Origin of the sequence: Paludibaculum fermentans (assembly GCF_051172195.1) — a bacterium.
Lineage (GTDB): Bacteria > Acidobacteriota > Terriglobia > Bryobacterales > Bryobacteraceae > Paludibaculum > Paludibaculum fermentans_A.
The window spans coordinates 576902-601398 of the sequence record NZ_JBPJAQ010000002.1 but is presented as its reverse complement, the minus strand read 5'-3'; the positions used below and the strand labels follow the sequence as shown (position 1 = coordinate 601398).

Sequence of the window (24497 nt, the reverse complement as noted above, 5' to 3'; positions counted from 1 at the left end):
GTTTGCGGCGCCAGCCTACTGGTCGCGCAACACGGTCATCGGATCCACGCGGGCGGCGCGGCGGGCTGGCCAGAAGCTGGCGAACAGGCCGGCGGAGAACAGCAGGATGGTGACGGCCACGAAAGAGTAGGGGTCGAAGGTGGAGACGTTGGTCACCAGGCCCGAGAGCAGTTTGACGGAGGCGAGGCTGGCGATGAGGCCGACCGCGACTCCGGCGGTGAGCAGGCGGGCGCCGATGCCGAGGACCATCGCAATGACCTGCTGGAACGTGGCGCCGAGGGCGATGCGGATGCCGATCTCGCGGGTCTGCTGGGCGACCAGGTTGGAGATTACGCCATAGATGCCGAAGAGGGCGAGCACCAGGCCGAGCACGGCAAAGACGGTGAGGAGGATCAGGTTGAAGCGCGGCCGGGCGTAGACGTTCTCGGCGAGGAGCGTTTCCATCGTTTTGACGTCCATCAGCGGCTGGCCGGGATCGACGGCATAGACCTGCGCTTTGAGGCCGGCGGCGAGCGACTCAGGCCGGCCGGCGGTGAGGGCGAAGATGCGGTCGGCGCGGCCCATGACGGTGTACGGCATGTAGAGCTCGGGCAGAATCTCGTTGGTGGAGACGCGGTTGACGGTGTCGTCGACGATGCCCACGATCTGGAAGGAGTCGTCCGCCAGGTTCACCGGCGCCTGGCGCATGCGCGGGATGCGGATGAGGCGGCCCACGGCCTCGCTGCCCGGGAAGTACTGGCGAGCCAGCGTCTTATTGACGGTGATGCTGTGGGTGCGGGCGTTGACTTCGGTCTCCGTGGGGAAACGGCCCTGGGCGAGACGCAGGCCCATCACGCGCGGATACTCGGCATTGATCTGGTGCAGCAGAACGCGGCGGCTTTCTTCTTTGGAACCGCCAACGGCTTCGATTGGTGCGGACCAGTTGTAGACGGGCGGAAGCCCGGAGTTGATGCCAACGGCGACGACGCCGGGCGCGGTCTGCATGCGACGCAGCGCCTCCTGGAGGAAGGCGTTGCGGCGTTCGGCGTTCGGGTAGCGTTCGTCGGAGAAGGGGATGCGCAGGGTGAGGATGCGATCCGGGTGGAAGGTGAGATCGGCGCCCTGGATGGAGAGGAGGGTGCGGATCATGAGGCTGGCTCCGACCAGCAGGACTAGCGAGAGGGCCACTTCGGCGACGACGAGGATGCTGCGCATGAGGCGCTGGCGCAAGCCGCCGGAGACGCCGCGGCCGGCTTCCTTCAGCGGTTTGAGCAGGTCTCCTCCGGCCAGATGGAGCGCGGGCGTGAGTCCGAAGAGCAACGAGACGAGCACTGAGACGGACAGGGAGAAGAGCAGGACCGGGGCATTGAGGGAGATATGAGCCTCATCCGGGATGGTGTTGGGCGGGATGACTGCGAGGATGCCGCGCAGGCAGACGTAGGCGAGGAAGACGCCGACGACGGCTCCGCCGAGGGCGAGCACGAGGCTTTCGGCCAGCAACTGGCGAACGATGCGGAGGCGGCTGGCGCCCATAGCGGCGCGGATGGCGATCTCGCGGCGGCGGAAGGCTCCGCGGGAGAGGAGCAGGTTGGAGACGTTCACGCAGGCGATGAGGAGGAGAAGACCCACCGCTCCGAAGAGGATCCAGAGGGCATCCTTGATATCGCTGGGAAAGGTCTCGCCGAAGGTCTGCAGGCGGAGCCACCACTGTTTGGGGAAGTCGTCGGGATAGCGCTGCGCGAGCTCCTCGAAGAGGGGCTTGAGGCTGGCGGCGGCCTGTTCGCGGGTGACGCCGGGCTTGAGCTTGCCGAGCATATGAACGCTGTCTTCGCCTTCCAGCGTCTGGCCGGCACGGAGAACATCGGGTAGGTAGACATCGGCGCCGCGCCACATGAAGCGTTGCGGCATGACACCGATGACGGTACGGGTCTTGTCGTTGAGGCGCAGTTTGCGGCCCAGGACGCCGGGGTCGCCGCCGAACTGGCGTTGCCAGAACCGGTAGCCGAGGATCACGACGGGTTCGGCGGATTCGGCTTCGTCGGAGGGCGAGGTGGCCCGGCCGATGAGCGGCGGGACGCCCATCACCTCGAACGTATTCATGGTGCAGTGGTTGCCGCGCAGGCGCTCGGGTTCGCCGGTCCCCTTCATGGTGACGTCGGACCAGGTGGAGGCGATGACGCCGCTGAAGACGGTGTTCTTGCGGGCGATTTCGAGGAAGCGGTCGATTTGGTACTGGCTGCCATTGCCGCCGCGCGGACCGCGAACGGAGACGCTCATCAGGCGATCGGGTTCCTGATAGGGGAACGGATCGATGATGACGGCGTGGAGCACGCTGAACATGGCGGTGCTGCCGCCGATGCCCAGGGCGAGGGAGCCGATAGCGATGGCCGTGAAGACCCGGGCCTGCGCCAGGCTGCGGGCGCCGAAGCGAAGATCGCGGGCGAATTGGGCAAGCCAGGACAGGGGGTTCACGATTGCTCCGATGAGTGTATTGTATGGGCGATCCGGCCGCCGTGTTGTTAACAGTTGGCACCGTTTCGCGCAGTGTTCGCCGTCAGGCCGCGAGATTGCCGGGGCTCAGGACCGCGGGCGCGTGGCGTCCGCAGCAGCGTTTGTACTTTTCGCCGGAGCCGCAGGGGCAGGGGGCGTTGCGGGGCGTGGCGGCGGGATCGGATTCGAGGGGTTTTGCTGCCGGTTGCGGCAGGCTCACAGGAGGCAATTTGGGTTCGTCCGCCGGAAGGGGACGGCGCACAACGGCGTCGAGTTGGGCATGGAACTGCCGGGCGGAATGGCGGCTGAGTTTTTCGCGGGTGATGAGCCAACCCTGGTAGGCGCGTTCGTACTGGCGTTCGAATTTGGCTTCGTACGTCAAGAACACGCCGAAGCCGGAATTCTGATGGAGGTATTGGAAGGCGGCGGCCTGAAGGTGGATGGGGTCGGCGTCGGGGGTTTGGGCGGCGAGTTCGGCGATGCGGGCGGTGAGGAGGACCTCCTGATGGGCGCGCACGCGGCGGAGGCGCCATTCGGCATCGGCCATTTCGCGGACGTAGCGTTCCTCGGTGAGGCCCTGGGCGTCGAAGTGACTGGTGAGTTCGGCGAGCAGTTCTTCGTACTCGGCGGGATCGTCGCCGGGGAGCAGGACGGATTGTGAGCGGAATCCGTGGCGGAAGTTGTTCCGGGCGGAGCGGGCTTTGCCCTGGTCGGAGCGCGGTCCGGTGGAGTGTTGCGCGTTGTTGCGATTCGCGGTGAGTTGAGCAGCGGTAGCCATGATATGAGTCCTTTCAAATCCATCGAATTTCCAAGAGGGCGGATCTAGCCTCCCTAATTCCATTTTCCAGGACCGGCACCAAGGGTTTCCTCTCAAGGTATTGATTCTAAATGAAATAAATGTTGAACTGGAATTCGCGGCCGACAGCAGGACGCGGCGCGAGCGCGGCTACTCGGTTTGGCGGTAGTCGTCGAGATGGATGCCCGACAGGCGGACCGTCTTGTGCCATTGGTATACGGACTGGTAGTGGCGGACCTGCACCTGCTGACCTTCCTTCCACCGCAACATCAGACCTCCAGAGGAGATTTCCCGGCGGAGCGCCTGGCCGCCCACGCCCCGAAACAGCTCCAAACCGTCGGTGCCGTATGCAGTCACGGGAAATTGGGAGACGCCCTTTTCTGACGGCAGATCGGCCTCCAGGCTCCGTAGGTTTAAGGCCATTGTCGTGCATTCAACTTGAGGAACCGCCGTCAGCCTGGGACCCTGAAGTGGCATCAACGCGCACTCGAAGAGATCAGGAAGCTTCAAGCGGGAGTTCTGAATCGTGGCTGTGTGCAGCTTGGGATTCGAATAGACGAAGGCCCAAACCTGCAGTTCCAGTTCGACAGGCTGCGCGCGCAACTCTTCATATTGCCTGCGCGGCAGCGAGAGATCGTAGACACGGCGGGTCTCGGCCGAGGCGCGCCAAGGCAGCAGATTCAGCCTGTACCGAGATCCGTCGGACGCGCAGAGTGATCCGTTCGCGACATTCGGCTCCACGACCATGCCGTCGGGCATTCCCTCGAGTTCCGCAAGAAACCGAAGGACCACATCCCCCGCACCCGTACCGGCCGGCGCAGCTGGGGTTCCGTCCGCAGGCCTACTGACCTTTAGGGTCATGCCCTGCAAGGCAACCGGCATGGGGTTGAGCCAGTCCCGCAATGGCGTGTTGTCCAAAAAGAGGCGTGGCGATGAGAGAATTGCGACCGCGCTCCATCCCAACACCAGTGCAACCCGAGCTAGCAAGGTCCGGCTGCAAATGATCTGGTAGTAGAGACCAGCCAAGGCCACAAGCGCGACAAGCACAGAATACAAAACCGTTAAACGCCATTGCGGCGGAGCCGTCCATCGCGCATAACCGGACAGGCCCACGCTGATGACCGACACGCCCAAATACAACCCGACAGCCGTAAGAATCGCCTTCCCGAGGTTGGTGGTTGTCGCCATCACGGCCGAGGATGGCAGCAGAATCAGCGTTGTCATGCCAAACAGCAGGGCGGGCGATTCCTGAAGCCAGACGCTGGAACTGTAGCCTGAGGCACGAAAGACAATCAGATAGCCCAACCAGGACGGTAGGACCAGGAACAGGGCGAGAAACAGCGCCTTAGCGCCAAGCATGTGAGTCCGGGAGATTGGCCGCGTGCGCCAATCTTCCAGGGGGGAAGGCCAGAGCTCCGCCTGCATCACCCGCCCGACGAGCAGCATGATCAGAACCGGCGACAGGTAGGAGGTCAGCAGAGACACGACCAGGATTGTCGATGTGGTCACGGGCGCTGCCGCGGTAAAGGCAGCGGTGAACAGGACAAGCAGCGTGACAGTGATCTCGTACCACCACTGACGAATGTCCTTCCGAAGCAGGTGCAGGATGATCCTCATGACTGCTCTCCCTTGCGGCCGCTGCGGGCCAGGGCCACGAAGATGGCTCGGAGGTTCATCGGCTGGGCTTCGATGCTGCGGGCGGTGGGGAAGGCGGCCTGCCAGCGGGCAGGGTCGTGACGGGTATCGACGAAACGCAGCATGTTGTTGGAGGATTCGGGCGGCAGCCAGTCATCGGGCCAGGGTGAAGGGTGTTGCGGCCCGGATTCGAAGACAACCTGCACCTCGCGGAAGCGCTCGGTGAGAGCGGTCATCTCTTCAGACAGGCGCAGGCGGCCCTGCTCGAGGTAGCCGACGTGGCTGGCGAAGGATTCGATCTCCGCGAGGTCGTGAGAGGAGACGAAGATGGTCATGCCCTCGGCGCGATCGAGCAGTCCGTGCACGAGTTCGTCGCGGACCAGGGGATCGAGCCCGGTGAAGGGTTCGTCGAGAATCAGGAGTTGAGGGCGGAAGACGAGGGCGGAGGCGAGCGCCGCCTTCATTTTCATGCCACGCGAGAGCTGCTTCAGCTTGCGGTCAGGGGGCAGGTCGAACTGACGGCGCAGTTCGGCGTGCAGGCTGTCGTCCCACGTTTTGTAGAGCGGCTGGAGGTAGTCGAAGAACTGGCGCACGGTCATCCAGTCTGGCAGGCGTTGGTTTTCCGAGACATAGCCGATGCGTTGGAAGGCTTCGGGAGGGAGAGTGCGGCTATCGCAGCCCAGCACTTGTGCCCGGCCGGTGGTGGGCCGGCGCAGGTTCAGGATGGTCTGGATGGCGGTGGTCTTCCCCGCCCCGTTGGGCCCGACAAACGCGTAGATGGAGCCTTCGGGCACGTCGAGATCGAGGCCGCGCAACGCTTCGGTACCGCCATAGCGCTTGGTCAAGCGTTCGGTGTGAATTGCCATGCTCATGCGTCTTCTCCGGAGGGTGGTTCCAGCTTCCGCCAGTGCTCAGCGATGCCGTCCTGGACATCAGACAAGCCGAGGCCGAGCTTGCGGGCCTCGACGACCAGATGTTCGAGTTCGGTTTCGAGCAATTGCCGGCGTTCGGCGCGGGTGGAAGTTCTCGGACCGGCGACGAACGCGCCAATGCCGGGCCTGACTTCCAGCAACCCTTCGTTGATGAGGTGTGCGATGACCTTGTGCGCCGTATTCGGGTTGATCTTCAACTCGCGGCTCAACGCCCGAATGGAAGGAAAGGCATCGCCGGGGCGGAGTTTTCCGCTGACGATTGCCTTGCGGGCCGCATAGACGACCTGCTCGAACAACGGAATACCGGGCACAAACGACAGCCGGAAGGGAACCACAGGTGCACTATGGCACATAGTACACCTAGCAGCAAGAGGAATCTGCGGATTTGCTGGGGAAAGGGGGGAGGGCGGGCCGCCGGAGTGCATTCGCTTGCTCCTCCAGACTCGTGACACCCGCAAGCGAGCGAATACTTCCAGAACCGCGCTTACGGCACGGAGCGGTGTACACGGAAACGCAAATGATCTGCAGCTCGATACAGAGAAGAAGTCCGCACAGGCCAGCCGTGGCAGCCGCTGAACACACAATCGACTTTCAGCTCTTTTTATCTTTTGATAGGCGTATACTGTGGCTGAAGACGGGGGCCTGTACGTTGTACCCCGCGAAATGGATACTTATGCGAACACTGGCTACGCTCTCCATCCTTTGGTTTGCTTCCGTTGGGTGGGGACAAACGAAACCCGAATTTGCTTCTACGAACTCCGTCGCCAATGCAGGCGGCGGATTGAACGAGTATGCGCCGGGCTCGATCATCTATATACGGGGGAACTATCTGGCGGCCCAGTCGGGTCTGGCCACGGCTCCTTATCCGGCGGCCTTGAACGGCACTTCGGTGACCGTGACCCAGAGTAGTGTTGCGCTGAACGCGGTGTTGCTGGAGACACTGCCCGACCGGCTGACGGTGCAATTGCCATACGGCCTGAAGGCGGGCTCGTCGACGTTGAAGGTGAAGACCGCCGGCGGAGAGATCTCCAGGAGCCTACCCATTGTGGATGCGGCGCCGAGGCCCGTGTACCGGCAGGTGGGCGCGTCGTGGATGGTGGAAGCGTATCACTCCGATGGCCGCACGGTTACGGAACTTGCGCCGGCGAAGGCGGGTGAAGAGATCCGGCTGATGGTGCAGGGGTTGGGGGCGACGACGCCTGAGATTGCGGCTGGCGCCTTGCCGGGCGACGGCAGCGAGGAGCGGCCCTACAACATGGCGAATGCGGCGCTGGCGGCGAAGCTGGACAAAACGGAGTTGGAAGTGAAAGGGGCGCGACTGGCGGTGGGGCGCCCGGGCTTTTATGAAGTGACGGTGGTGACACCGGCTGACGTGCTGGCGGGCCTGTACGATGTGACGCTGGGCATCGCGGGCGGCGAGCTGGTGTACGGGGCGAACCTGCCGGCCGGCGGGCGGGTGGTCCAACTGTCGAAGGTGTGGAATACGCAGGAGTGCCGGACGACGGACCAGGCGGCGCTGCGCCTGCCGAACGATGCGGTGGTGACACGGATCGAGACCTGGTATCAGTTCCCCGAGAATACGGCGACGTTGTCGTTCCAACTGCTGAACGAGGCAGGCGAAGAGGTGCTGGCATCGACGATGGGCAAGCAGGCGTGCGACGCGGAGAAGCCGGAGTGGTGCGTGGCGCTGCGAGCGAATTTGAAGCAGGTGGTGCCGGCCGGGGCCTACAAGATGGTGACTTCGGCGCCGGGTTTGTGTGTGAACGACGCCACGACGGGGCAGGCATTTGTGAAGCTGACGGGCGCCTGGGCCGAGTCGAACTGGCAGGTGGCCGCGGATGGATGGGTGACTCCGGAGGGCGGCAGCTTCGAGGCAGCCGGATTCAAGTTGACCGCGGATGCGGGCGCCTTGGCGGAACCGTTGAATCTGAAAGTTTCGACGACGACGCGGCCCCAGGAAGAGACGGGCGGACGAGTGACGCCATACTACCGGCTGGAGGGGCTGCCGGCGGCGCTGGCGGCTCCGGTGAGCCTGACGTTGGATGTGACAGGAACGCCGGAGGGCGAGGTGACGCTGTTGATGCAGCCGGAAGGCAGCGACGACGCGCCATCGCTTTTCTCAGGCCAGGTGCAGGACGGGAAGCTGACGGTGGCGCTGCCGGCGCAGACAGCGGAGAAGACCACGGCGCGGGCGGCGCGGGGACGGACGGGCGCGCTGACGGGCAACAGCAAGGTGAGCTGGATGCTGTGGGCGGTGGCGGGGTTGAAGCCGAACACGTCGAGGGACGAGCATTTCATCCTGCATGCGCCATCGAGCGCGGGCGAGCTGATCAAGAAGATCGGCGATGACCTGGAAGACGCGTACAAGCTGATTGCCGGCATGGGCCTGGATTGGAGCAAGCGCGGCGGATCGGCGATGGAGATCTACCTGTTCTCCTACAACAGCTGGTCGAGCCTGGTGCTGGGCGGCAGTGCCGGTGCGGCGGGCAATTCAGAGACAGGCATCTGGGGCAAGAAGAATACGGGCATCTGCATCAACCTGGACACGCTGCAAGGCGGCGGACAGAAGGATTTGGACGATGCCAGGATCACGGCGGGTCACGAGCTGCTGCATATCATGCAATCCCAATATGAAGGCGCCAGCAGCAGCGGGTGGTTGTGGCTGGAGGAGGCTACGGCGACGTGGCTGGAGCGTGCCATGTCCAGCGACAGTAACTACATTTCGGGGAACGCCTCAGAGAACATGTACTTCCTGTACAACGAACCCCTGGAGGTTGCGAGCTGGTGGAGCCCGGCGGCCGCGCGGCGGCACGGGTATGGAGCGTCGCTGCTGCTGCAGACGATGGCGCCAGCTTCGCCAGGGGTGGTGGATGCGCGGATGGGCAGCGTGTTGAAGCTGATGGAGGCAGAGACTTCAACGATGCCGGTGGAGGCGTTGGAGCAGGTCTTCGGACCGATGCACGAGGCTTGGTGGACCTTCTGCGAACGGTATGCGGGCGGGCAGATTATTGACGGGTATCCCGGCTACGGCCTGTTGACGGGCGGGGCGGTGAAGCCGGTGGCGCTGCCTCTAAGCAAGAGCACGACGACGTATAAGGAACGCTACGCGTATCCTCATCTCGGCGCGCGGCTGTACCAGATCACCTTCGACAAGACGAATCCGCCGGTGTGGCAGGACAAGGCCAAGATCCGGTTCACTCTTAGCACGCAAGGGCTGGTGAAGGCGTTCGTCTACACGATGCGCGGCTCGCGCATGGAGAAAGCCGGCGAGTTTATGGAGATGTTTGACCTGGAGGACGTGCAGGCACTGGCGGAGGCGAACAGCCGGATCTTCGTGATGGTGTCGAACGGGACGCACCTCTATCCGAACAACGGGACCACGGACGTGCAGCTGGAGGTGAAGCTGGACGGGGAGTTCACGGGTGTCTCGTCGTTGGAGCACTCGTTCCACGGCGTGCTTTACAACAAGTATTACGAGCTGGACTTCGAGGTGTCGGTGACGGGCACGGCTCCGTTCCAGATCAACCGCGCGTCCGAAGCGTTCGGCTGCTGTTACATCGCCGACCTGATTACTCCGCCCATCGACCTGAAGACGAAGGAAGAAGGGAAGGATCAGGTGGACGAGTTCACGGTGACGGTGACGTATAAGAACCTGAAGCCGGGCGCGAGCGCACCGGGCGGCTGGAAAGCGGGCATGCGGGTGAAAGCGGGTTTCGATACGAAGGGTGAGATGACCTTCGGCGCGGCCACTATGTCGAAGACCTACCAGGTGACGCGCGGCGGCAAGAGTGTGGGCTCAACGTTCATGACGGAGCTCTTCTGGCCGGATGCGGGCTCGCTGCAGGGCGGCGCGGACGGTCCGGTGGGGATCTCGTTCGTACCCTATAAGTAGCGGACGGGCTGGCGCGCCCAGCAAGGCTCGGATGGTTCCTGGTAGAACTGCATCATGAGCGGCTTGCAAAGGGGCATACTCCAGAAGATCGGCAACACATCGCTGTTGGCCTTACAACGCGTGATGCCGGAGAACGGCGCGCGGATCCTGCTGAAGCTGGAAGGCGAGAATCCGACCGGCAGCATGAAGGACCGCATGGCGCTGGCCATGATCGAGGCGGCGGAGGCGGACGGGCGGCTAGGGGCGGGCGGTTCAGTTGTCGAGTATACGGGCGGCAGCACGGGCGTCTCGCTCTCGCTGGTGTGCGCCGTGAAGGGCTATCCGCTGCACATCGTGTCGTCGGATGCGTTCGCGCCGGAAAAGCTGGACCACATGAGAATCCTGGGCGCGCGCCTGCTGATCGTGCGGAGCGAGAGCGGCGGGATGACGAAGAAACTCACGGAAGACATGATTGAGGCGGCCCGGGTGATCGCGGCGGAGACCGGGGCGGTGTGGATGGACCAGATGAAGAACCCGGCGCCGCTGGCGGCCTATCACCGCATGGCGGAAGAGATCTGGCTGCAGACCGAAGGGGACATCGACGGCTTTGTGCAGAGCGTGGGGACGGCGGGCTCGTTGCGCGGCAATGCGGAAGGGCTGCGGAGGCGGAACGGCGAGATCCGGATTGTGGCGGTGGAACCGGCGGAGTCGCCGGTGCTGTCGGGCGGGGCTGCGGGCTCGCACAAGATTGACGGAGTGGGCGCGGGCTACGTGGTGCCGCTATGGCAGCCAGGGATCGCCGACCGGATCGAGCAGGTGTCGACGGCGGAGGCCACGGCGATGGCGCTGCGGTTGGCTCGTGAGGAAGGTTTGTTCGCGGGGACCTCGACCGGAGCCAATGTGGTGGCTGCGTTCCGCCTGGCGGAGGAACTGGGCCCGAAGGCGAACATCGTCACGATCATGTGCGATACGGGGATGAAGTATTTGAAGACGTACGCGACTTGGCTTCCTGTCGCTTGATCGCATAGTCAACTCGTGATATATCTAATTTCGATATATCGAAATCTGACTATGCGTCAAGGGGGCACGATCCATGGGTGATACGGCTGATCCGCGCGCCGCACGGCCTTTGCTGCCGGCGGTCTTCCACATCATGCTTTCGCTGGCGGATGGCGAACGGCACGGGTATGGAATCAAGCGAGAGGTGGAGTTTCGTACGGGTGGAGGGATCAGCCTGGGGCCGGGCACGCTTTATGGGACCTTGCGGCGCATGCTGGCGGAGGAGTTGATTGAGGAGTGTGGCGAGCGGCCGGACCCCGAGGCGGGCGATGAGCGCCGCCGGTATTACCGTCTGACGGAAATGGGCCGGCGTTTGGCGGTGGCGGAAGCGGAGCGGCTGGAGAATCTCGTTCAGGTGGCGCGCTCGAAGGAGTTACTGGCCAACCCGGGGGGCACGCGATGACCGCGGCGCACGAGCGGGCGGTGCGCTGGCTGCAGCACGTGTGTGGCGGGCTGCTGCGGGCCTATCCGGCGGAGTTCCGCCAGGAGTACGGCGGGGAGATGGTGCGGTCGCTGGGCGACGAGTGCCGTGCAGCCGCACACCGTCGAGGCTGGGCCGGCCTGCTGGGCGTGGGCGCAAACCTGGTGGGCGACGTCTTCCTGGCGGCACCCGGCGTACAACTGGATGTGCTGGGACAGGACCTGCGCCATGCCTGGCGGATGCTGCGAGGGAATCCGGGTTTCGCGCTGGCGGCCACGATGACGCTGGCGTTGGCGATTGGCGGCAACAGCGCACTCTTTGGGCTGGTGCGCGGGATTCTGCTGGCTCCGCTGCCCTTCCCCGACCCGGAGCAGTTGGTGATGATCTGGGAGAAGAACCCGAAGGGAATCGAACGGAACAGTATCTCTCCGCCTAACTTTCTGGATTACAGGAAGTCCAGCTCGGCGTTCTCGGCCATGGCGGCGTTCTATGAAGAGAGCGTCAACCTGACAGACGCGGGTACCGAGCCGGAGCATGTTTTGAGTGCGGTGGTGACGCCCGGATTCTTTGACCTGCTGGGGGTGCGGCCGGTGGTGGGGTCGGGCCTGCAGGGGGAGCGCTCAGTGGTGGTGAGCTACGGACTGTGGCAGCGGCGCTTCGGAGGGGCAGCGGACCTACTGGGTCAGCCGCTGCGGATTGATGATGAGGTGTACACGATCCGCGGGGTCGCGCCGGCGGACTTCCGGTTCCCAGCCGGTGATGTCGCGGTATGGACGGTGCTGCCGGAGCGCACTTTCCTGCTGAGCCGACACGCACGGTTTTTGAGCGCGGTGGGGCGTCTGAAGCCGGGTAGCGGACTGGCGAGCGCACGGGCGGAGACAGAGGGTTTGGCGGCCGGCCTGGCGGGACAGTTTCCGGCATCGAACAAGGGCTGGAGTGTGACGCTGGTTCCCCTGAAGGAGCAGATGGTCGGCTCGATCCGCAAGCCGCTGCTGATTCTGATGGGTGCGGTGGGCTTCATCCTGTTGATCGCCTGTGCGAATGTGGCGAATCTGCTGTTGGCGCGGAGTGCGCGGCGGCAGGGCGAACTGGCGATCCGCACTGCGCTGGGCGCCAGTTCCGCGCGGATCGGGCGCCAGATTCTGACAGAGAGCGTGCTGATCGCCGGACTGGGCGCGGCTGCCGGGCTGCTGCTGTGCTGGGGCTCGCTGGCCGTGTTGAAGGTGGTAAAGCCGCCTGCGATTCCGCGGGTGGAGGAGGTTGGCGTGAATGGCTGGGTGGTGGGCTTCGCGATGGCGGCCGCCCTGCTTGCGGGATTCGTCTCGGGCCTGCTTCCGCTGCTGCGGATATGGCACAGCGATCTGCGTCAGGTGATGCAGGAGGGCATGCGAAACCGGGGCAGTGCGGCTGGCGACGGGCTGCGGCGGTCGCTGGTGGGCGGTGAGATTGCCGTGTGCCTGGTGCTGCTGGTTGGTTCGGGCCTGCTGATCCGCAGTTTCGTGCAACTGCAGCAATTGGATCCCGGATTCAATCCACGCCATGCGACCAGCTTCCGGATCGATCTGCCGGCCTCGCGATATGGGGATGGCCCGTCGCGCGCCGCGCTGCTTGCCGGCGCTTTGGCCCGCGTGCGCCTGGTGCCGGGCGTAACCTCGGCCGGCATGATCAGCAGCCTGCCGTTGACGGGCGGGGAGGGGCACAACCGGTTTGGTTTCGTGCTCGAAGGCAGGGGCGAACCGGCGGCAGCGGAGGATCATCGTTTCTACGCACGCTGGATTTCGCCTGGTTACCTGGCCAGCATGGCCATTCCGCTGCGGCAGGGGCGCGCCTTCACAGAGCGCGATCGCCTGGGCACGGCGCCGGTGGTGATCATTGACCAGGAGCTGGCACGGCGGTACTTCCCAAATGAGAATCCGGTGGGCCGGCAACTGAGGTTGAGCTACGACAAGGGTACGGCGCGGGAGATCGTGGGAGTGGCCGGAGCGGTCCGGTTGGTGGGCCTGGAGAAGGAACCGGCGCCCCAGATTTACATCCCGGTATTGCAGGAGCCCCGCCTGTCCTCGATCAGCCTGGTGGTGCGGAGCGCCATGGGCACCGCGGCAATGGGCCGCGCGGTCCGTGACGAACTGCACGCGGTGGACAGTCAACTGCCCGTATACGACATCCGGACCCTGGACGAACATGTAGCGGAGTCGCTTGCACCGAGGCGGCTCACGATGCTGCTGATGAGCATGCTAGCCGGGATCGCGCTGCTGCTGGCGGTGGTGGGCGTGTATGGAGTGATGTCCTACACGGTGCAGGAACGGGAGCAGGAGATAGGCATCCGCATGGCCCTGGGAGCGCGGCCCGCAGAAGTCCTGCGGATGGTGGTGGCGCAGGGCATGGGCCAGGCGGGCATAGGGATCGCCGCCGGGCTGGCCATGTCGCTGCTGTTATCCAGGCTGATGGCCGGATTGTTGTTTGGCGTGGAGCCGGTGGATGGGTGGACCTTCGCGGCCGTATCCGGTTTGACGGCCTTGGTGGCATGCGCGGCGAGCGCCGTGCCGGGGTGGCGTGCGGCCCAGGTGGACCCTGCCCGGGCGCTGCACGGCGGGTATCCGGACGACGGGCGGCATCGTAGTTAGCGCAGCAGCTTGTCGATCTCGCGCGCCAGGCGTTCTTCCGTCATCCGGGTGGGCGAGTAGAGGCGCACGAGGCCCTTGGCATCGATGAGGACGAAGGTGGGGGTGGCGGAGGCGCCATAGCGCAGCATGGCTTCGTCGCTGAAGGGCATGGCTACGGAGGGGAGAGGGCCGTAGACGGTCTTCCAGATTTCCTCCACGCGTTTCTTCTCGGCCGGCCGGTCAGCGGTATAGAAGCGGGTGGGTGCGGCGAAGTGGACGCCCCGCGGTGCATAGCGTTCGACGATGCGGCGGAAGCTGGCGGCCTGGGCTTTGCAGTCACCGCACCATTCCGCCCAGAAGAAGAGCACGGCCGGCTTGCCCAGCCATTCTTTCAATTGGGGAGCGGCCGCGCCCAGGGTGTCTTCCGACAGGAAGGTCGGAGCTTTGGCGCCCACCAGGCCGATCTGGTTCCAGCGTTTCCAGAGGCGGGCCCGCAGGCTGAACGGCGCTTCGGAGTATGTCTTCAAGCTGTCCTCCAGGAAGCGCAGCGCTGACGCTTTCTGACCGGCGACCGCCAGCGCCTGGGCCTTCACTTCCAGCGCTGTTCCGAGCGCATAGGCGGCTTCGCGATGGGTGTCGTAGTCAGCCGGAGTTTTGAGTTGTGCCAGAGCGAGGCCGGAGGTGCGTTCGGCGTAGGTTGAGGCGGCGGTCCAATCGCCGGTGAGAGCCGCTCCGCGGGCGAGCCAGGCCAGGCCCATGAGATACTCCGTGTCTTCGCCTTTGGCCGCGCGGTGAACTTCGAGGACGGACTCAGCGCTGGGCAGGTCGCCGGCCGAGAGTTTCAGCCGCAGTGTGCGGAGGTCCTCCATCTGCTGCGCCGGCAGGCTGGCGGCGAAGATCAGCACGAACAACAGGCGGGACGGATGGGTCATCACTTGGAGTGTAGTGGATGGAATCCGGATGAGTGCGCACAGGCAGGAGGAATCTCGCCACAGTGAGTCAGTTTGCGCAGCAGCAGCGCTAATTCGGGTAGAGGGGCGGATGATCAAAACCTATGCAATGGCGGTGTTATTTGTGTTGACGGGCATGGCCAGGGAATATCGGGACGACAGCGGCTTCAGCGTCAATCTGCCGGACGGCTGGCAGGTGCGCAAGTACGACGGCGGGGTGGTGAACATCGTTGGACCTTCGCCCTCAAAATTCGTGCTGGTCCTGCCGATCCTGGGCCGGACGAAGGACTGCGTCACGTCGCTGAAAGTGAACCTGTCGGGCGGGTGGCCGGCTTTCCCCGGTGTGACGGACCTGACCATCGAGCCGGGCAACCGCAGCGCTGTCGCGCGCTTTCTCTTTCACGAGCGGCAGAGTCGCGGAGCGGTGCTGTGCGCGGAGACCAGTGCGCGGACGGGCATGATCTATGGGATTGCGGCTCCGACCGCTGAGTTCGCGCGGGAGCAGCCGCTGATGACGTCGATCCTCAGGAGTTTCAAGTATGGCGGCGGGGCGGCTGGCGCGGTTCCGGCTGCCCTGCCGCGCATGACGAAGTGGCGGGAAGCGAATGAAGGTGCATTTGTGATCCCGATTCCCGAGGGCTGGCAGGTCCAGGGCGGCATCCAGCGAATCTCGAACACGGACGTGCGCGGCGGGATCCGGGTGTGGAGCCCGGATGGCGCATCGCTGGTGCAGTTCAACGATGTGCGCCTGGACAAGGTGCTGGTGCCGGGCCGCCAGGGCATGCCGCCGGCGCAACTGGGAGCGGGTTGGCGGGCCGGAGCGCACCAGAGCGGGCTGCAGATGGCGGAGTGGTATTTGCGGCAGGTGTGGGTCTCGGAACTGCAGCTCAGCAACCTGGAGATCTTGCAGCGCCAGGACCGGAACGACCTGAGTTCGCAAGCGGACCAGGTGCCGCAGCGCATGGGCGTGCACGGCTTCCAGCACTTGTTCGGCGAGGTCGGGTTCCGCGCCAGCAGGAATGGGCGGCCGGTGGAAGGGCGGCTGCTGGGCATGACACGCATGTTGTGGAGCCAGAGTCCTGACCTGCTGGGCGGCAACTTCGAGACGGAGATCAAGGGCTACATGGGTCCGGCGGGCAGCGGAGGCCAACTGGCGCGCATCGGCGGCTATATGGAAGGCAACTGCGAGTACAACTATCAGTGGATTGCCGCGAACCGGCAGGCCGCGGCGCAGGACGTTCGCAATACATTGAACCAGATGCACGCTTCGGCGGAGCTGCAGCAGAAGGCGTTCTGGGATCGCATGGCGGCCTCGGACGAGCGGCGCGAGGCGGTGAACGACGTCCTGGGCGGACGCGTCCGGCTGACCGACGGGCAAGGCAACCAGTATGAGGCCAAGGCCGGTAGCAACTATTACTTCTACGACGTGCAGGCCGGGCGGACCGCGGGGCGGCCCAATGACGCGGTGCTGGGGTCGGATGTGTACCCATCACCGGTGGTCGACCTGCGTCCGCTGGAAGCGCTGCGGTAGCGGGCGTCGTGAGGTGAAGAATCGAGACCTGCAACGTTAAAGTTGGGCCATTGCGGGCCTGAGTTCAGTAGAATTCAGGTGGTTGCCGCGATACTGCCATGTTGCGGCCCAGCCGAGAGGTCCCGACATGAAAACCCCGCCGCTACGCCACCTGGCCTGCCTGCTGTCCCTGGCCCTGCCCTGCCTGTCCGCTGTTCGAGTCGACGGTCCAGCGAAGCCATCCCCCCGTGAGGCATTCGGCATCCAGAGGCTGCGTGACGCGGCGGCGAAGGTGTCTGCGCCCGGCAAAGCACGGATCCTGGCCGGCACGTTCGACTCCGGTCTCTTCCAGTCGCTGCCTGGGGTGAAGCCGTTTGAGAAAGGGACGCGCGAAGCGTTCCGGTTGCAGCGTCACGGTGACACGTGGCTGATTGCGGGCAGTGACGCGTCCGGTGTGATGTACGGCTGCCTGGAGCTGGCCCAGAGGATTGCGGCCACGGGCAAGCTACCGGCTCAGCTGGATGAATCGGACCAGCCGAAGTTTGTGCTGCGCGGCCCCAGCATCGGCATGCAGAAGACCGAGATCACCTACGACGGCGCGATCTACGACTACCGCTATACGCCCGAGGAGTTCCCTTTCTTCTACGACCGGCAGCATTGGACCGAGTACCTGGATTTCCTGGTGAAGAACCGGATGAACACGCTGTACCTGTGGAACGGCCATCCCTTCACTTCGTTGCTAAAGCTGCCGAAGTACCCTGACGCACAGGAGCTCACCGACCAGCAACTGGAAACAAATATGGAGATGTTCCGCTGGCTGACGGCGGAGGCGGACCGCCGCGGTATCTGGGTGATCCAGCTGTTCTACAACATCCACATCTCGCATGCGCTGGCCAAGGCGCGCGGGCTTTCGTTCCATCTGTCGGCGCCGACGCCGTTCGTTAGCGAGTACACGCGCTACTGCGTGGCGGAGTTCATCCGCACCTATCCCAACGTCGGGTTGATGATGACCCTGGGCGAGGCGCTGGCTCCGCGTTTCGGGCCGGAATGGCTGAGCAAGACGATCATCCCCGGAGTGCAGGACGGCATGAAGGCGCTGGGTATCACTCAGGAACCACCGATCATTGTGCGCGCCCATGCGACGCAGATCGAAGAGGCCATGAAGCAGGCCCTGCCCCTCTACAAGAACATCTTCACAATGCACAAGTGGAATGGGGAGTCGCTGACATGGACGGATGTGCGCGGCGAGGTGCTGCGGCTGCACCAGTCGCTGGCCAACCTCGGCTCAACACACATCGCGAATGTCCACATCCTGGCCAACCTGGAACCGTTCCGCTGGGGCTCGCCGGAGTTCATCCGGCAGGCGATGCAGTCGCAGGAACGCATCGGCATACGCGGCCTGCACCTGTACCCCCTGCGCTACTGGGACTGGCCGGTGACGGCGGACCGCACGGCGGTGCCGCTCAAGCAGATCGACCGCGACTGGATCTGGTATGAAGCCTGGGCGCGCTATGCCTGGAATCCGCAGCGCGATGCGGCGGCCGAGCGCGAGTATTGGATCGGCCGGCTGAACGAGAAGTACGGCTCCAGCAAGGCCGCGGGCCAACTGTTGGATGCGTACCAGCTGGCGGGTATCTGTGCGCCGAAACTGCTGACGCGCATCGGCATTACGGAGGGCAACCGGCAGGCGTTTTCGCTGGGCATGCTGATGACGCAGATCATCAACCCGGAACGCTACAACGCGTTGACGCTGCTGTGGACCGGCGATGCGCCGCCCGGGGAACGCCTGCCGGAATGGGTGGAGCGCGAATGGAACCACCAGCCACATGAAGGCGAGACACCGCCCGGAGTGGCGGCGGAAGTGAAGGAATCGGCGCGGCGTGCGCTGGCAGCCGCTGAGGCGGCGCGGCCCGACGTGCGGCGCAACCAGGAAGAGTACGAGCGTCTGGTCAACGACCTGCGCTGCATCTACACGATGATGAGCTACTACGAGGCCAAGACGCGAGCCGCGGCCCTGATTCTGCGCTACGGCCACAGCCACGACTGGGCCGACGTCCAGAAGGCGCTGGCGCCGCTGGAAGAGAGCCTGGCGCAATACAGGAAGCTCGTGGAGCTAACCGAGACGACTTACCGTGAGGCGTGCAGCGTGCATAGCGCGTCGCGGCGGATCCCCTTTCTTGGCGCACCCGGCCGCTTCACGCACTGGCGCGACTGCCTGCCCATCTACGAGCAGGAACTCGCGACTTTCCGGCGCAGGCTGGCACAAGGCCAGTCCTTCGCATCGGGCAACGGCGAGCAGCAGCGCGCGGCCTTTGCGGGACTCAGCGTGAAGCTGACAGCGGGTGCGGGCGAGATCTTCCAGGTGGAGCCAGGCACGCGCCTGTACAAAGACAAAGACACGAAGGTGAGCGCGATGGCGGGTGAGCTGAAAGGCCTGACGGGCATCCGCATCGCGCGGGAGGAGGCGGTGCAGAAGGGCGTCCACCTGGAATTTGAGCTGAGCGAACCGGCGCAGGTGCTGGTGGGTTTCTTCAAGAGTTCCAGCCGGAACGCGGCCGCGGCTCCTCCGAAGGACGAATGGGAGCCGGTGTTGTGGAATGGCGTTGCGGCGGAAGGGCATCCCGCGATGACGGTTTACTCGCATGCGCTGACCGCCGGGCGCAATGATCTGGACTTCGGCCGCGGGGCTTACGTCGTGCTCGGCTTCATTCCGAGAACCGTGCGGCCCGAGCCGCGCATGGTGTTTCTGGCTGGCGCCGCCACCAATCAGCGGCCCGACCTGGACTGGCTGTTCGAATAACAAATCGGGCGCGGCAGCGATCCGGGGATCGAAGCCGCGCCCGTGAGGTTCGCTAGTTAGAACTGACTGCTAGAACTTCAGCTTCAGACCCAGCTGGATCTGGCGCGAGGTGTTTGCCTGGCCGGTGATGGTGCCGAACGCGGCGGACGTCGGGGAGACGTTGGGCGCCGCGAACTGCGTACGGTTGAGGGCATTGAAGGCCTCGAAGCGGAACTGACCGCCGACCCGCTCAGTGATGCTGAAGTTCTTCAGCATGGAGAGGTCGAGGTTATTGGCGACGTCGTTGCGCAGGTTGTTGAACATCTGCGGGAAGGTGCGGTAGTGGTTGCCGTACTGGCTGCCGGCTGCGCGCTCAAATTTGGTGACGTCGAACGCCTGGGTGAGGTTGCGGGGCTGCATATTCAGGTCGCCGCCGTAGTAGATGACGTCGCCCCAGCTGAGGGCTCCGCCGCTCTCCCAGGTGTAGATGCTGGTGAGAATCCAGCCGCCGACCGCGAGGTCGAGCATGCGGCCCGAGTTGCCCAGGAACCGTTTGCCATGACCGACCGGCAGGTCATAGCTGCCCGTGAAGACGAAGTGATCGGGGTAGTCGCCGGAGGTGGGCCCGTAGGAGAGCTTGTAGTCGCCGGCGTTGGGCTGCCAGCTGGAAAGCTGCCGCGAGTGCTGGTAGTTGACGGTCGCCTGAAGCCCCCGGGAGAAGCGCTTCTGGACCATCACGACCAATTCGTTGAAGGTGCCCCAGCCCGGATTCGAGTTGCTCTGGACGGCGCCGCTGTATTGCGGATAGGCGCGCAGCAAAGTGGAGAGCGGTACGGTGGAGCCATTCAGGTTGGTGCCCGGCAGGAGGCCGGCGAACGGATTGGGCACCACGGTGGCCAGTGTGTTGATGGTCGCCTGGTCGCGCACCGGCGAACGGCTGAGGAACGGCAGGACGGCCGTCAGGGCCACGTCATTGCTGAGCGTGCCGTGCACCTGTTTGTTGCCGATGTAGCCCACCTGCAACATGGTGTCCTTGGCGAGTTGGTGCTGGATGTCGAAGTTCCAGCGGACGCTGTAAGGATTCGTGATGTTCGAGGTGTAGTAGCTGATGCTGTTGCCGAGATTGGAGTTGATCCCGTTAGCTGACCCGACCGGTTGCTGGATGCCGGTGGGATAGGGATTTGAGAACGTGGAGTACGGCGTAACGTAGCTGTCGTTGGTCGGCACCAGGGTGGAGGTCTGGCTGAAGCCGGTGGTGGGGCCGGTCAGGTAGGCGCCGATGCTGTTGTTGAACACGCCGAAGCCGCCGCGCAGGACTGTCTTGTTCTTCAGCACGCCGGGCATCCAGCTGATGCCGAAGCGCGGGCTGGGGAAGATGGCGGGCAGCGAATAGCCGGAGCGGCGATTGGAATCCGCAAAGGTGATGCCACCCAGCGCCGAGAAGGAACTCACGGGCAACTGGCTGACGGGCTTCAGCGCGTAAGCGGCCGAGGCGGCCTTGGCCACTGAATTGACCGCCGTCGGATCGAAGCCATTCACGATGCGGTTGTAGCGCTCGACGATGGGCGTCTCGTGCTCCATGCGCAGGCCGAAGTTGATCGTCAGGTTCGACTTGATGCGCCAGTCGTCCTGCAGGAAGAAGCCGTACAGGTAGCTGCGGTAGGCGTAGGCGGTGTTGACGTCATACTGGCCGCCGGTGGGCAGGCCGAGCAGGAAGGACGCCATGGAGCCGCCGAAGGCCGGAGCCGCGGCGCCGGTGCCGCCGGTGATGTAGTTCGTACCGAACGTGAACGTGCCGCTGGAGTAGCCCGGATTCAGGCTGTTGGCGTCATAGCGGCGCAGATCCGCGCCGGCCTTGAAGGTATGCCGGCTGAAGATCTTGGTCACCGAGTTGAACCATTGGACTGAATTGAACGGGGTGACGTTGCCGGGCGTGGTGCTGAGGCCGGCGAAAGCGTCGGAGAACGCGACGCGCGGCATGGCCAGCTTCTGCGAATTGGCTTTCATGTAGGCAGGGAAGCCGAGGGTCGTCGGATCGAAGCCGGCGCTGTTGATGAAGCTGTTGGAGTAGCTGCGGGTGAAGCCCAGGCGGGAGTTCAACACGAGAGTCGGCGTGAACGTGTGGACGTCGTCGAGGACTCCGCCCCAGATGTCCTGGCCGCTGAATTGGCCCGTCGCGAGGTTCTGGAAGATGTTCGCCGTCGCATTGGTATACGAGCTCATGTGCATGTTGAAGAACAGCTTGTTGCGGGCGCCGAGATTCAGGTCGGTGCGGCCTACCCAGGATTTGAAGTTGTTGATGCTGGGGTTCGAAACGACGAAGTTGTTCTCGCCTGTCGCCTTGCCGGGCTGGTTGGCCTGCGGGTAGTACTGCATGTACGCCTTGGCAATGGAATCCATGCGCGAGGCGGGAATCAGGTTGCCTGCAAAGGGCGAGCGGGTGATTTTGCCGTTGGCCAGCACGGCCGTGGAAGGGTCGTAGATCTGGTAGCCATTGCCCAGCGCGAGCAGGGCGGAGAAGTCTCCGGTGCGCTCGGCCGCCGTGGGTACGGTGGTGGTCGAGATACCCGGCAGCGAGTCCTTGAAGCCCTCATAGGCCAGGAAGAAGAAGACCTTGTCCTGACCGTTGAAGACTTTCGGAATCCGTACCGGCCCGCCGATGGTTCCGCCATACTGATTCGACCGGGTGATGGGCTGCTTCTGGCTGGCCGCGTTGAGGAAGAACTGGTTGGCGGCGAGAGCGGAGGTCTGGTTGAACAGGAAGGCCGTGCCATGGAACTGGTTGGTGCCGTTCTTCGTGGTGATGTTCACGGTTCCACCCAGGGTGTCGCCGTAAGCCGCGTCGGACTGGAACAGATCCACTTTCACTTCGCTGACGGCGTCCATCGTGGGGCTGAATGCGCCCGCGCGGGCCGCGCTGCTCATGTTCGGTACGCCGTCCAGCAGGTACTCATTCGAACCTGCGTTGGCGCCGCCCATGGCGATATCGACGGCGCTGCCGGTGTCATATGGCTTCACCTGGTTGAGCAGGTGCTTCTGCTTCGGAATCACGCCCAGGGCGTTACGGGCCAGCGCCAGCGGCGTGTTGCCGTTCATTGGCAGGTTCTCCACCTCTCGGGTGCTGATCACCTGGCCCGAGGAGGAAGACACAGCATTCAGGAGCGGCGCTTCTTCGTTCACTGTGACCGACTCCGACACATTGCCTACTTCGAGATGAATGTCGATGTCGATCTTCTCGTTCGTGCCCAGCACCACACCGGTGCGGACGAACTTCTTGAAGCCGACCACTTCCAGCGCCAGGGTGTAAGGCCCTGGGGCGAGGAACGGAGCGGTGAACAACCCGTCCGGTCCTGTGACCACCTGCGCGCGGCTGTTGGTGTCTGTTTTGGTGAGGAGGACTTGAGCGTTGGGTACGGCGGAGCCTGTCGCGTCTGTCACGCGGCCGGACAAGGTGCCCCTGTACTCTTGGGCCGATAGAAGGCCGGCCATCAGGGCCAGCAGGGTGATGCGTCGCAACATGGCAAACTCCCTCGTGAATATATATTCACACCTGAAATTTCTGGGTGATTGAGGGTTATCACTTCCCGGTGAAGCTGTCAATAATAATCACGACCCTTCACAAAGGCAGGGCCGGAAGGCGGCATTTGCTGCCCAGTTATCGTTTTCTGTGTCCAGTCAACAGTTAGCCCGACATGAAGCAGAGTCCAGGCTCTGGGCATGACTGGGGAGGCGCGGCGCGTACCTACCGAAAGATACCCGGAGGGCTTCTCGCACCTGCCACTTCATCGTGAGCCGGAACCGGAGGACTAGGGACGGCCCGCAGTCTGGAGCTTTGCCTCGCCGAACAAGGCGCACACCTTCCCGCGCAGATCCGTCTTGACCACGGGCCCTTCGTTGCTCAGTTCCAGATAAGCCCGCTTCGCCGCATCGTACTTCGGCCACTTCGGCAGGCCCGAACCGTTCGGATCGCCGGCCTTCGCGAAGTTGACCCAGTAGCCCTGCACGCACTGAGTCTGAAGCGCATCGGGATCCGCCGATTCCTGGACGCCTCGGACGCCGAAGACATACTGCAGTTCGCCGGAGTGCGGCGTGCCCTTCTCCACCGGCCCCACGGTGAACTCATACTGATAGGTCGGGGCCAGCTTGTTGTGCTGGCCGGCAATCAACACGGACGGGCAGCGGAACGAAGTGTCGGTGGAGAACTGCGATCCTGCATTGCCGTAGGGCGGATAACTCTCCGCGACGGCCCCGCCATCGAGGCCGTACAGCTTCAGTGCCTGTGGCGCCAGCGGCCCGAAGGCGGCGGCAATGCCCTTTTTGAGGGCCTCGGGCTGACCCGTGAAGTTCCATTCGCGACCGTTGTTGCCGATCATCAACGGTACGGCGGCCTGGGCGCCGGAGGCGAAAACCTCAGCCGGGGGGCGCGTCAGGAAGTAGCCATCCACGTCGGGCGCCGGACGCAGCGGACCGCCGCCGCCGTAAGGAGGAGAAGCCTTCAGCACTTCGGCCGTGGAGAGTTTGCGCATGTAAGCAAGCCCACCCGCGGCCGGAGCATTCATCTTCGCGGCCAACTGGCGGCCGGTCTCTTCCGCCTGCGCCAGGCTAGCCGTGGGATGTCCGCCAATGATCACCGTGCCGCTCTGGGCGATGGCGCGGTGGAACAGGCCCTTGCCCAGCGGCGAGGCCATGAGGTAGCCGACGTCCATGGCTCCGGCGGACTGGCCGAAGATCGTGACATTTTTCGGATCGCCGCCAAAGTGCGCGATGTTTGCCTTGACCCATTGCAGCGCGGCGGCCAGGTCCATCAGGCCGTAGTTGCCTGACGCGTGGTGGGCCGATTCCGCGGTCAACTCAGGATGCGCGAAGAAGCCGAAGATGCCCAGGCGATATTGGACGGTGACGACCACGACCCCCTGGCTCGCCAGCTTCGCGCCATCGAACGCCGGCTCGATGCCGCCGGCTCCGCGTGCTGAGCCGCCCATGTTCGCGCCTCCATGGATCCAGACCATCACCGGTTTCGACCCGCGCGCCGGCCACTGCGGAGTCCAGACGTTCAAGGTCAGGCAGTCCTCGCTGCCCACGGCGGCGGTCTTCGCGTTCCACTCGGCGGAAACCTGCGCGCAGGGAGCGCCATATTCCACGGCATCGCGGACCCCGGTCCAGGGTTGCGCCGCAACGGGCGGTTTCCAACGCAGGCCGCCCACGGGTGGCTGGGCAAAGGGGATGCCCTTGAACACGGCGCCGCCGGGCGCGGGCAGGGCGGCTCCGCGGACTTTTCCGGCAGCCGTGCCGGTGATGGGCGCACCAGCGGGCGCGGCGAAGGCGAACGCCGTGAGGAGTGCTGGAAGTGAGGCGAGCAGATGGAAGGAAGAACGCATATAAATGACTCGTATCCGGGCCGCCGGCCGGCCGGGCTGGCCGCGGGCATAGACCCGGAATGATGCTATCACCGCCAATCCGCACGGTTTGTTC

At 64.3% G+C, this 24497-nt stretch carries 14 protein-coding genes; 6 read left to right on the top strand and 8 right to left on the bottom strand.

Features of this window, described 5'->3' with window-relative positions:
• Nucleotides 1-15: 15 nt before the first annotated feature.
• The 5 genes from ACR9Y2_RS28970 to ACR9Y2_RS28950 all read right to left on the bottom strand — a co-directional run bounded on the left by ACR9Y2_RS28970 (nt 16) and on the right by ACR9Y2_RS28950 (nt 6185).
• A complete protein-coding gene (locus tag ACR9Y2_RS28970) occupies nt 16-2451 on the bottom strand; it encodes an ABC transporter permease (protein WP_435045362.1) in 2436 nt (811 codons plus the stop codon).
• A gap of 82 nt (nt 2452-2533) precedes the next feature.
• Complete coding sequence (locus ACR9Y2_RS28965) at nt 2534-3247, bottom strand: SEC-C domain-containing protein (RefSeq protein ID WP_435045361.1); 714 nt, start codon at nt 3245-3247, stop codon at nt 2534-2536.
• A gap of 168 nt (nt 3248-3415) precedes the next feature.
• Complete coding sequence (locus ACR9Y2_RS28960) at nt 3416-4882, bottom strand: hypothetical protein (RefSeq protein ID WP_435045360.1); 1467 nt, start codon at nt 4880-4882, stop codon at nt 3416-3418.
• Nucleotides 4879-5772, bottom strand: coding sequence for an ABC transporter ATP-binding protein (locus ACR9Y2_RS28955; RefSeq protein ID WP_435045359.1), 894 nt, complete (start codon nt 5770-5772; stop codon nt 4879-4881). The genes ACR9Y2_RS28960 and ACR9Y2_RS28955 overlap by 4 nt, the downstream gene beginning before the upstream one ends.
• Nucleotides 5769-6185 (bottom strand): GntR family transcriptional regulator, encoded by a 417-nt coding sequence (locus tag ACR9Y2_RS28950; protein WP_435045358.1) that lies wholly within the window; start codon nt 6183-6185, stop codon nt 5769-5771. The genes ACR9Y2_RS28955 and ACR9Y2_RS28950 overlap by 4 nt, the downstream gene beginning before the upstream one ends.
• 320 nt (nt 6186-6505) lie before the next feature.
• Here ACR9Y2_RS28950 and ACR9Y2_RS28945 point away from each other — a divergent pair, with 320 nt between their 5' ends.
• From ACR9Y2_RS28945 to ACR9Y2_RS28930, 4 genes are all read left to right on the top strand, one after another.
• Nucleotides 6506-9724, top strand: coding sequence for a hypothetical protein (locus ACR9Y2_RS28945; RefSeq protein ID WP_435045357.1), 3219 nt, complete (start codon nt 6506-6508; stop codon nt 9722-9724).
• Between the two features lie 54 nt (nt 9725-9778).
• Nucleotides 9779-10723 carry a PLP-dependent cysteine synthase family protein gene (locus ACR9Y2_RS28940; RefSeq protein ID WP_435045356.1) on the top strand — a complete coding sequence of 315 codons (945 nt, stop codon included), beginning with the start codon at nt 9779-9781 and terminating at the stop codon, nt 10721-10723.
• Nucleotides 10724-10796: 73 nt separating this feature from the next.
• Complete coding sequence (locus ACR9Y2_RS28935; protein WP_435045355.1) at nt 10797-11165, top strand: PadR family transcriptional regulator; 369 nt, start codon at nt 10797-10799, stop codon at nt 11163-11165.
• Entirely contained in the window at nt 11162-13807 is a 2646-nt protein-coding gene (locus ACR9Y2_RS28930; RefSeq protein WP_435045354.1) for an ABC transporter permease, read from the top strand. Before ACR9Y2_RS28935 ends, ACR9Y2_RS28930 begins: the two co-directional genes overlap by 4 nt.
• Here ACR9Y2_RS28930 and ACR9Y2_RS28925 read toward each other — a convergent pair.
• A complete protein-coding gene (locus ACR9Y2_RS28925) occupies nt 13804-14718 on the bottom strand; it encodes a TlpA family protein disulfide reductase (protein WP_435045353.1) in 915 nt (304 codons plus the stop codon). The two genes, ACR9Y2_RS28930 and ACR9Y2_RS28925, sit on opposite strands and share 4 nt — an antisense overlap.
• A gap of 109 nt (nt 14719-14827) precedes the next feature.
• Between ACR9Y2_RS28925 and ACR9Y2_RS28920 the strand changes: the two genes are divergently transcribed.
• A complete protein-coding gene (locus ACR9Y2_RS28920) occupies nt 14828-16267 on the top strand; it encodes a hypothetical protein (RefSeq protein WP_435045352.1) in 1440 nt (479 codons plus the stop codon).
• 127 nt (nt 16268-16394) lie between these two features.
• Complete coding sequence (locus ACR9Y2_RS28915) at nt 16395-19046, top strand: hypothetical protein (RefSeq protein WP_435045351.1); 2652 nt, start codon at nt 16395-16397, stop codon at nt 19044-19046.
• Between the two features lie 69 nt (nt 19047-19115).
• On the opposite strand, the gene ACR9Y2_RS28910 is transcribed toward ACR9Y2_RS28915, so the two are convergent.
• Complete coding sequence (locus ACR9Y2_RS28910) at nt 19116-22544, bottom strand: carboxypeptidase regulatory-like domain-containing protein (protein WP_435045350.1); 3429 nt, start codon at nt 22542-22544, stop codon at nt 19116-19118.
• Nucleotides 22545-22831: 287 nt separating this feature from the next.
• A complete protein-coding gene (locus ACR9Y2_RS28905; RefSeq protein ID WP_435045349.1) occupies nt 22832-24403 on the bottom strand; it encodes a carboxylesterase/lipase family protein in 1572 nt (523 codons plus the stop codon).
• Between the last annotated feature and the right edge of the window lie 94 nt (nt 24404-24497).

What these genes read in the sequence shown, in the direction of transcription:
- ACR9Y2_RS28965 (WP_435045361.1), bottom strand. Translation starts at nt 3,247, where the DNA reads ATGGCTACCGCTGCTCAACTCACCGCGAATCGCAACAACGCGCAACAC.
- ACR9Y2_RS28960 (WP_435045360.1), bottom strand. Translation starts at nt 4,882, where the DNA reads ATGAGGATCATCCTGCACCTGCTTCGGAAGGACATTCGTCAGTGGTGG.
- ACR9Y2_RS28955 (WP_435045359.1), bottom strand. Translation starts at nt 5,772, where the DNA reads ATGAGCATGGCAATTCACACCGAACGCTTGACCAAGCGCTATGGCGGT.
- ACR9Y2_RS28950 (WP_435045358.1), bottom strand. Translation starts at nt 6,185, where the DNA reads ATGTGCCATAGTGCACCTGTGGTTCCCTTCCGGCTGTCGTTTGTGCCC.
- ACR9Y2_RS28945 (WP_435045357.1), top strand. Translation starts at nt 6,506, where the DNA reads ATGCGAACACTGGCTACGCTCTCCATCCTTTGGTTTGCTTCCGTTGGG.
- ACR9Y2_RS28940 (WP_435045356.1), top strand. Translation starts at nt 9,779, where the DNA reads ATGAGCGGCTTGCAAAGGGGCATACTCCAGAAGATCGGCAACACATCG.
- ACR9Y2_RS28935 (WP_435045355.1), top strand. Translation starts at nt 10,797, where the DNA reads ATGGGTGATACGGCTGATCCGCGCGCCGCACGGCCTTTGCTGCCGGCG.
- ACR9Y2_RS28930 (WP_435045354.1), top strand. Translation starts at nt 11,162, where the DNA reads ATGACCGCGGCGCACGAGCGGGCGGTGCGCTGGCTGCAGCACGTGTGT.
- ACR9Y2_RS28925 (WP_435045353.1), bottom strand. Translation starts at nt 14,718, where the DNA reads ATGACCCATCCGTCCCGCCTGTTGTTCGTGCTGATCTTCGCCGCCAGC.
- ACR9Y2_RS28920 (WP_435045352.1), top strand. Translation starts at nt 14,828, where the DNA reads ATGATCAAAACCTATGCAATGGCGGTGTTATTTGTGTTGACGGGCATG.
- ACR9Y2_RS28915 (WP_435045351.1), top strand. Translation starts at nt 16,395, where the DNA reads ATGAAAACCCCGCCGCTACGCCACCTGGCCTGCCTGCTGTCCCTGGCC.
- ACR9Y2_RS28910 (WP_435045350.1), bottom strand. Translation starts at nt 22,544, where the DNA reads ATGTTGCGACGCATCACCCTGCTGGCCCTGATGGCCGGCCTTCTATCG.
- ACR9Y2_RS28905 (WP_435045349.1), bottom strand. Translation starts at nt 24,403, where the DNA reads ATGCGTTCTTCCTTCCATCTGCTCGCCTCACTTCCAGCACTCCTCACG.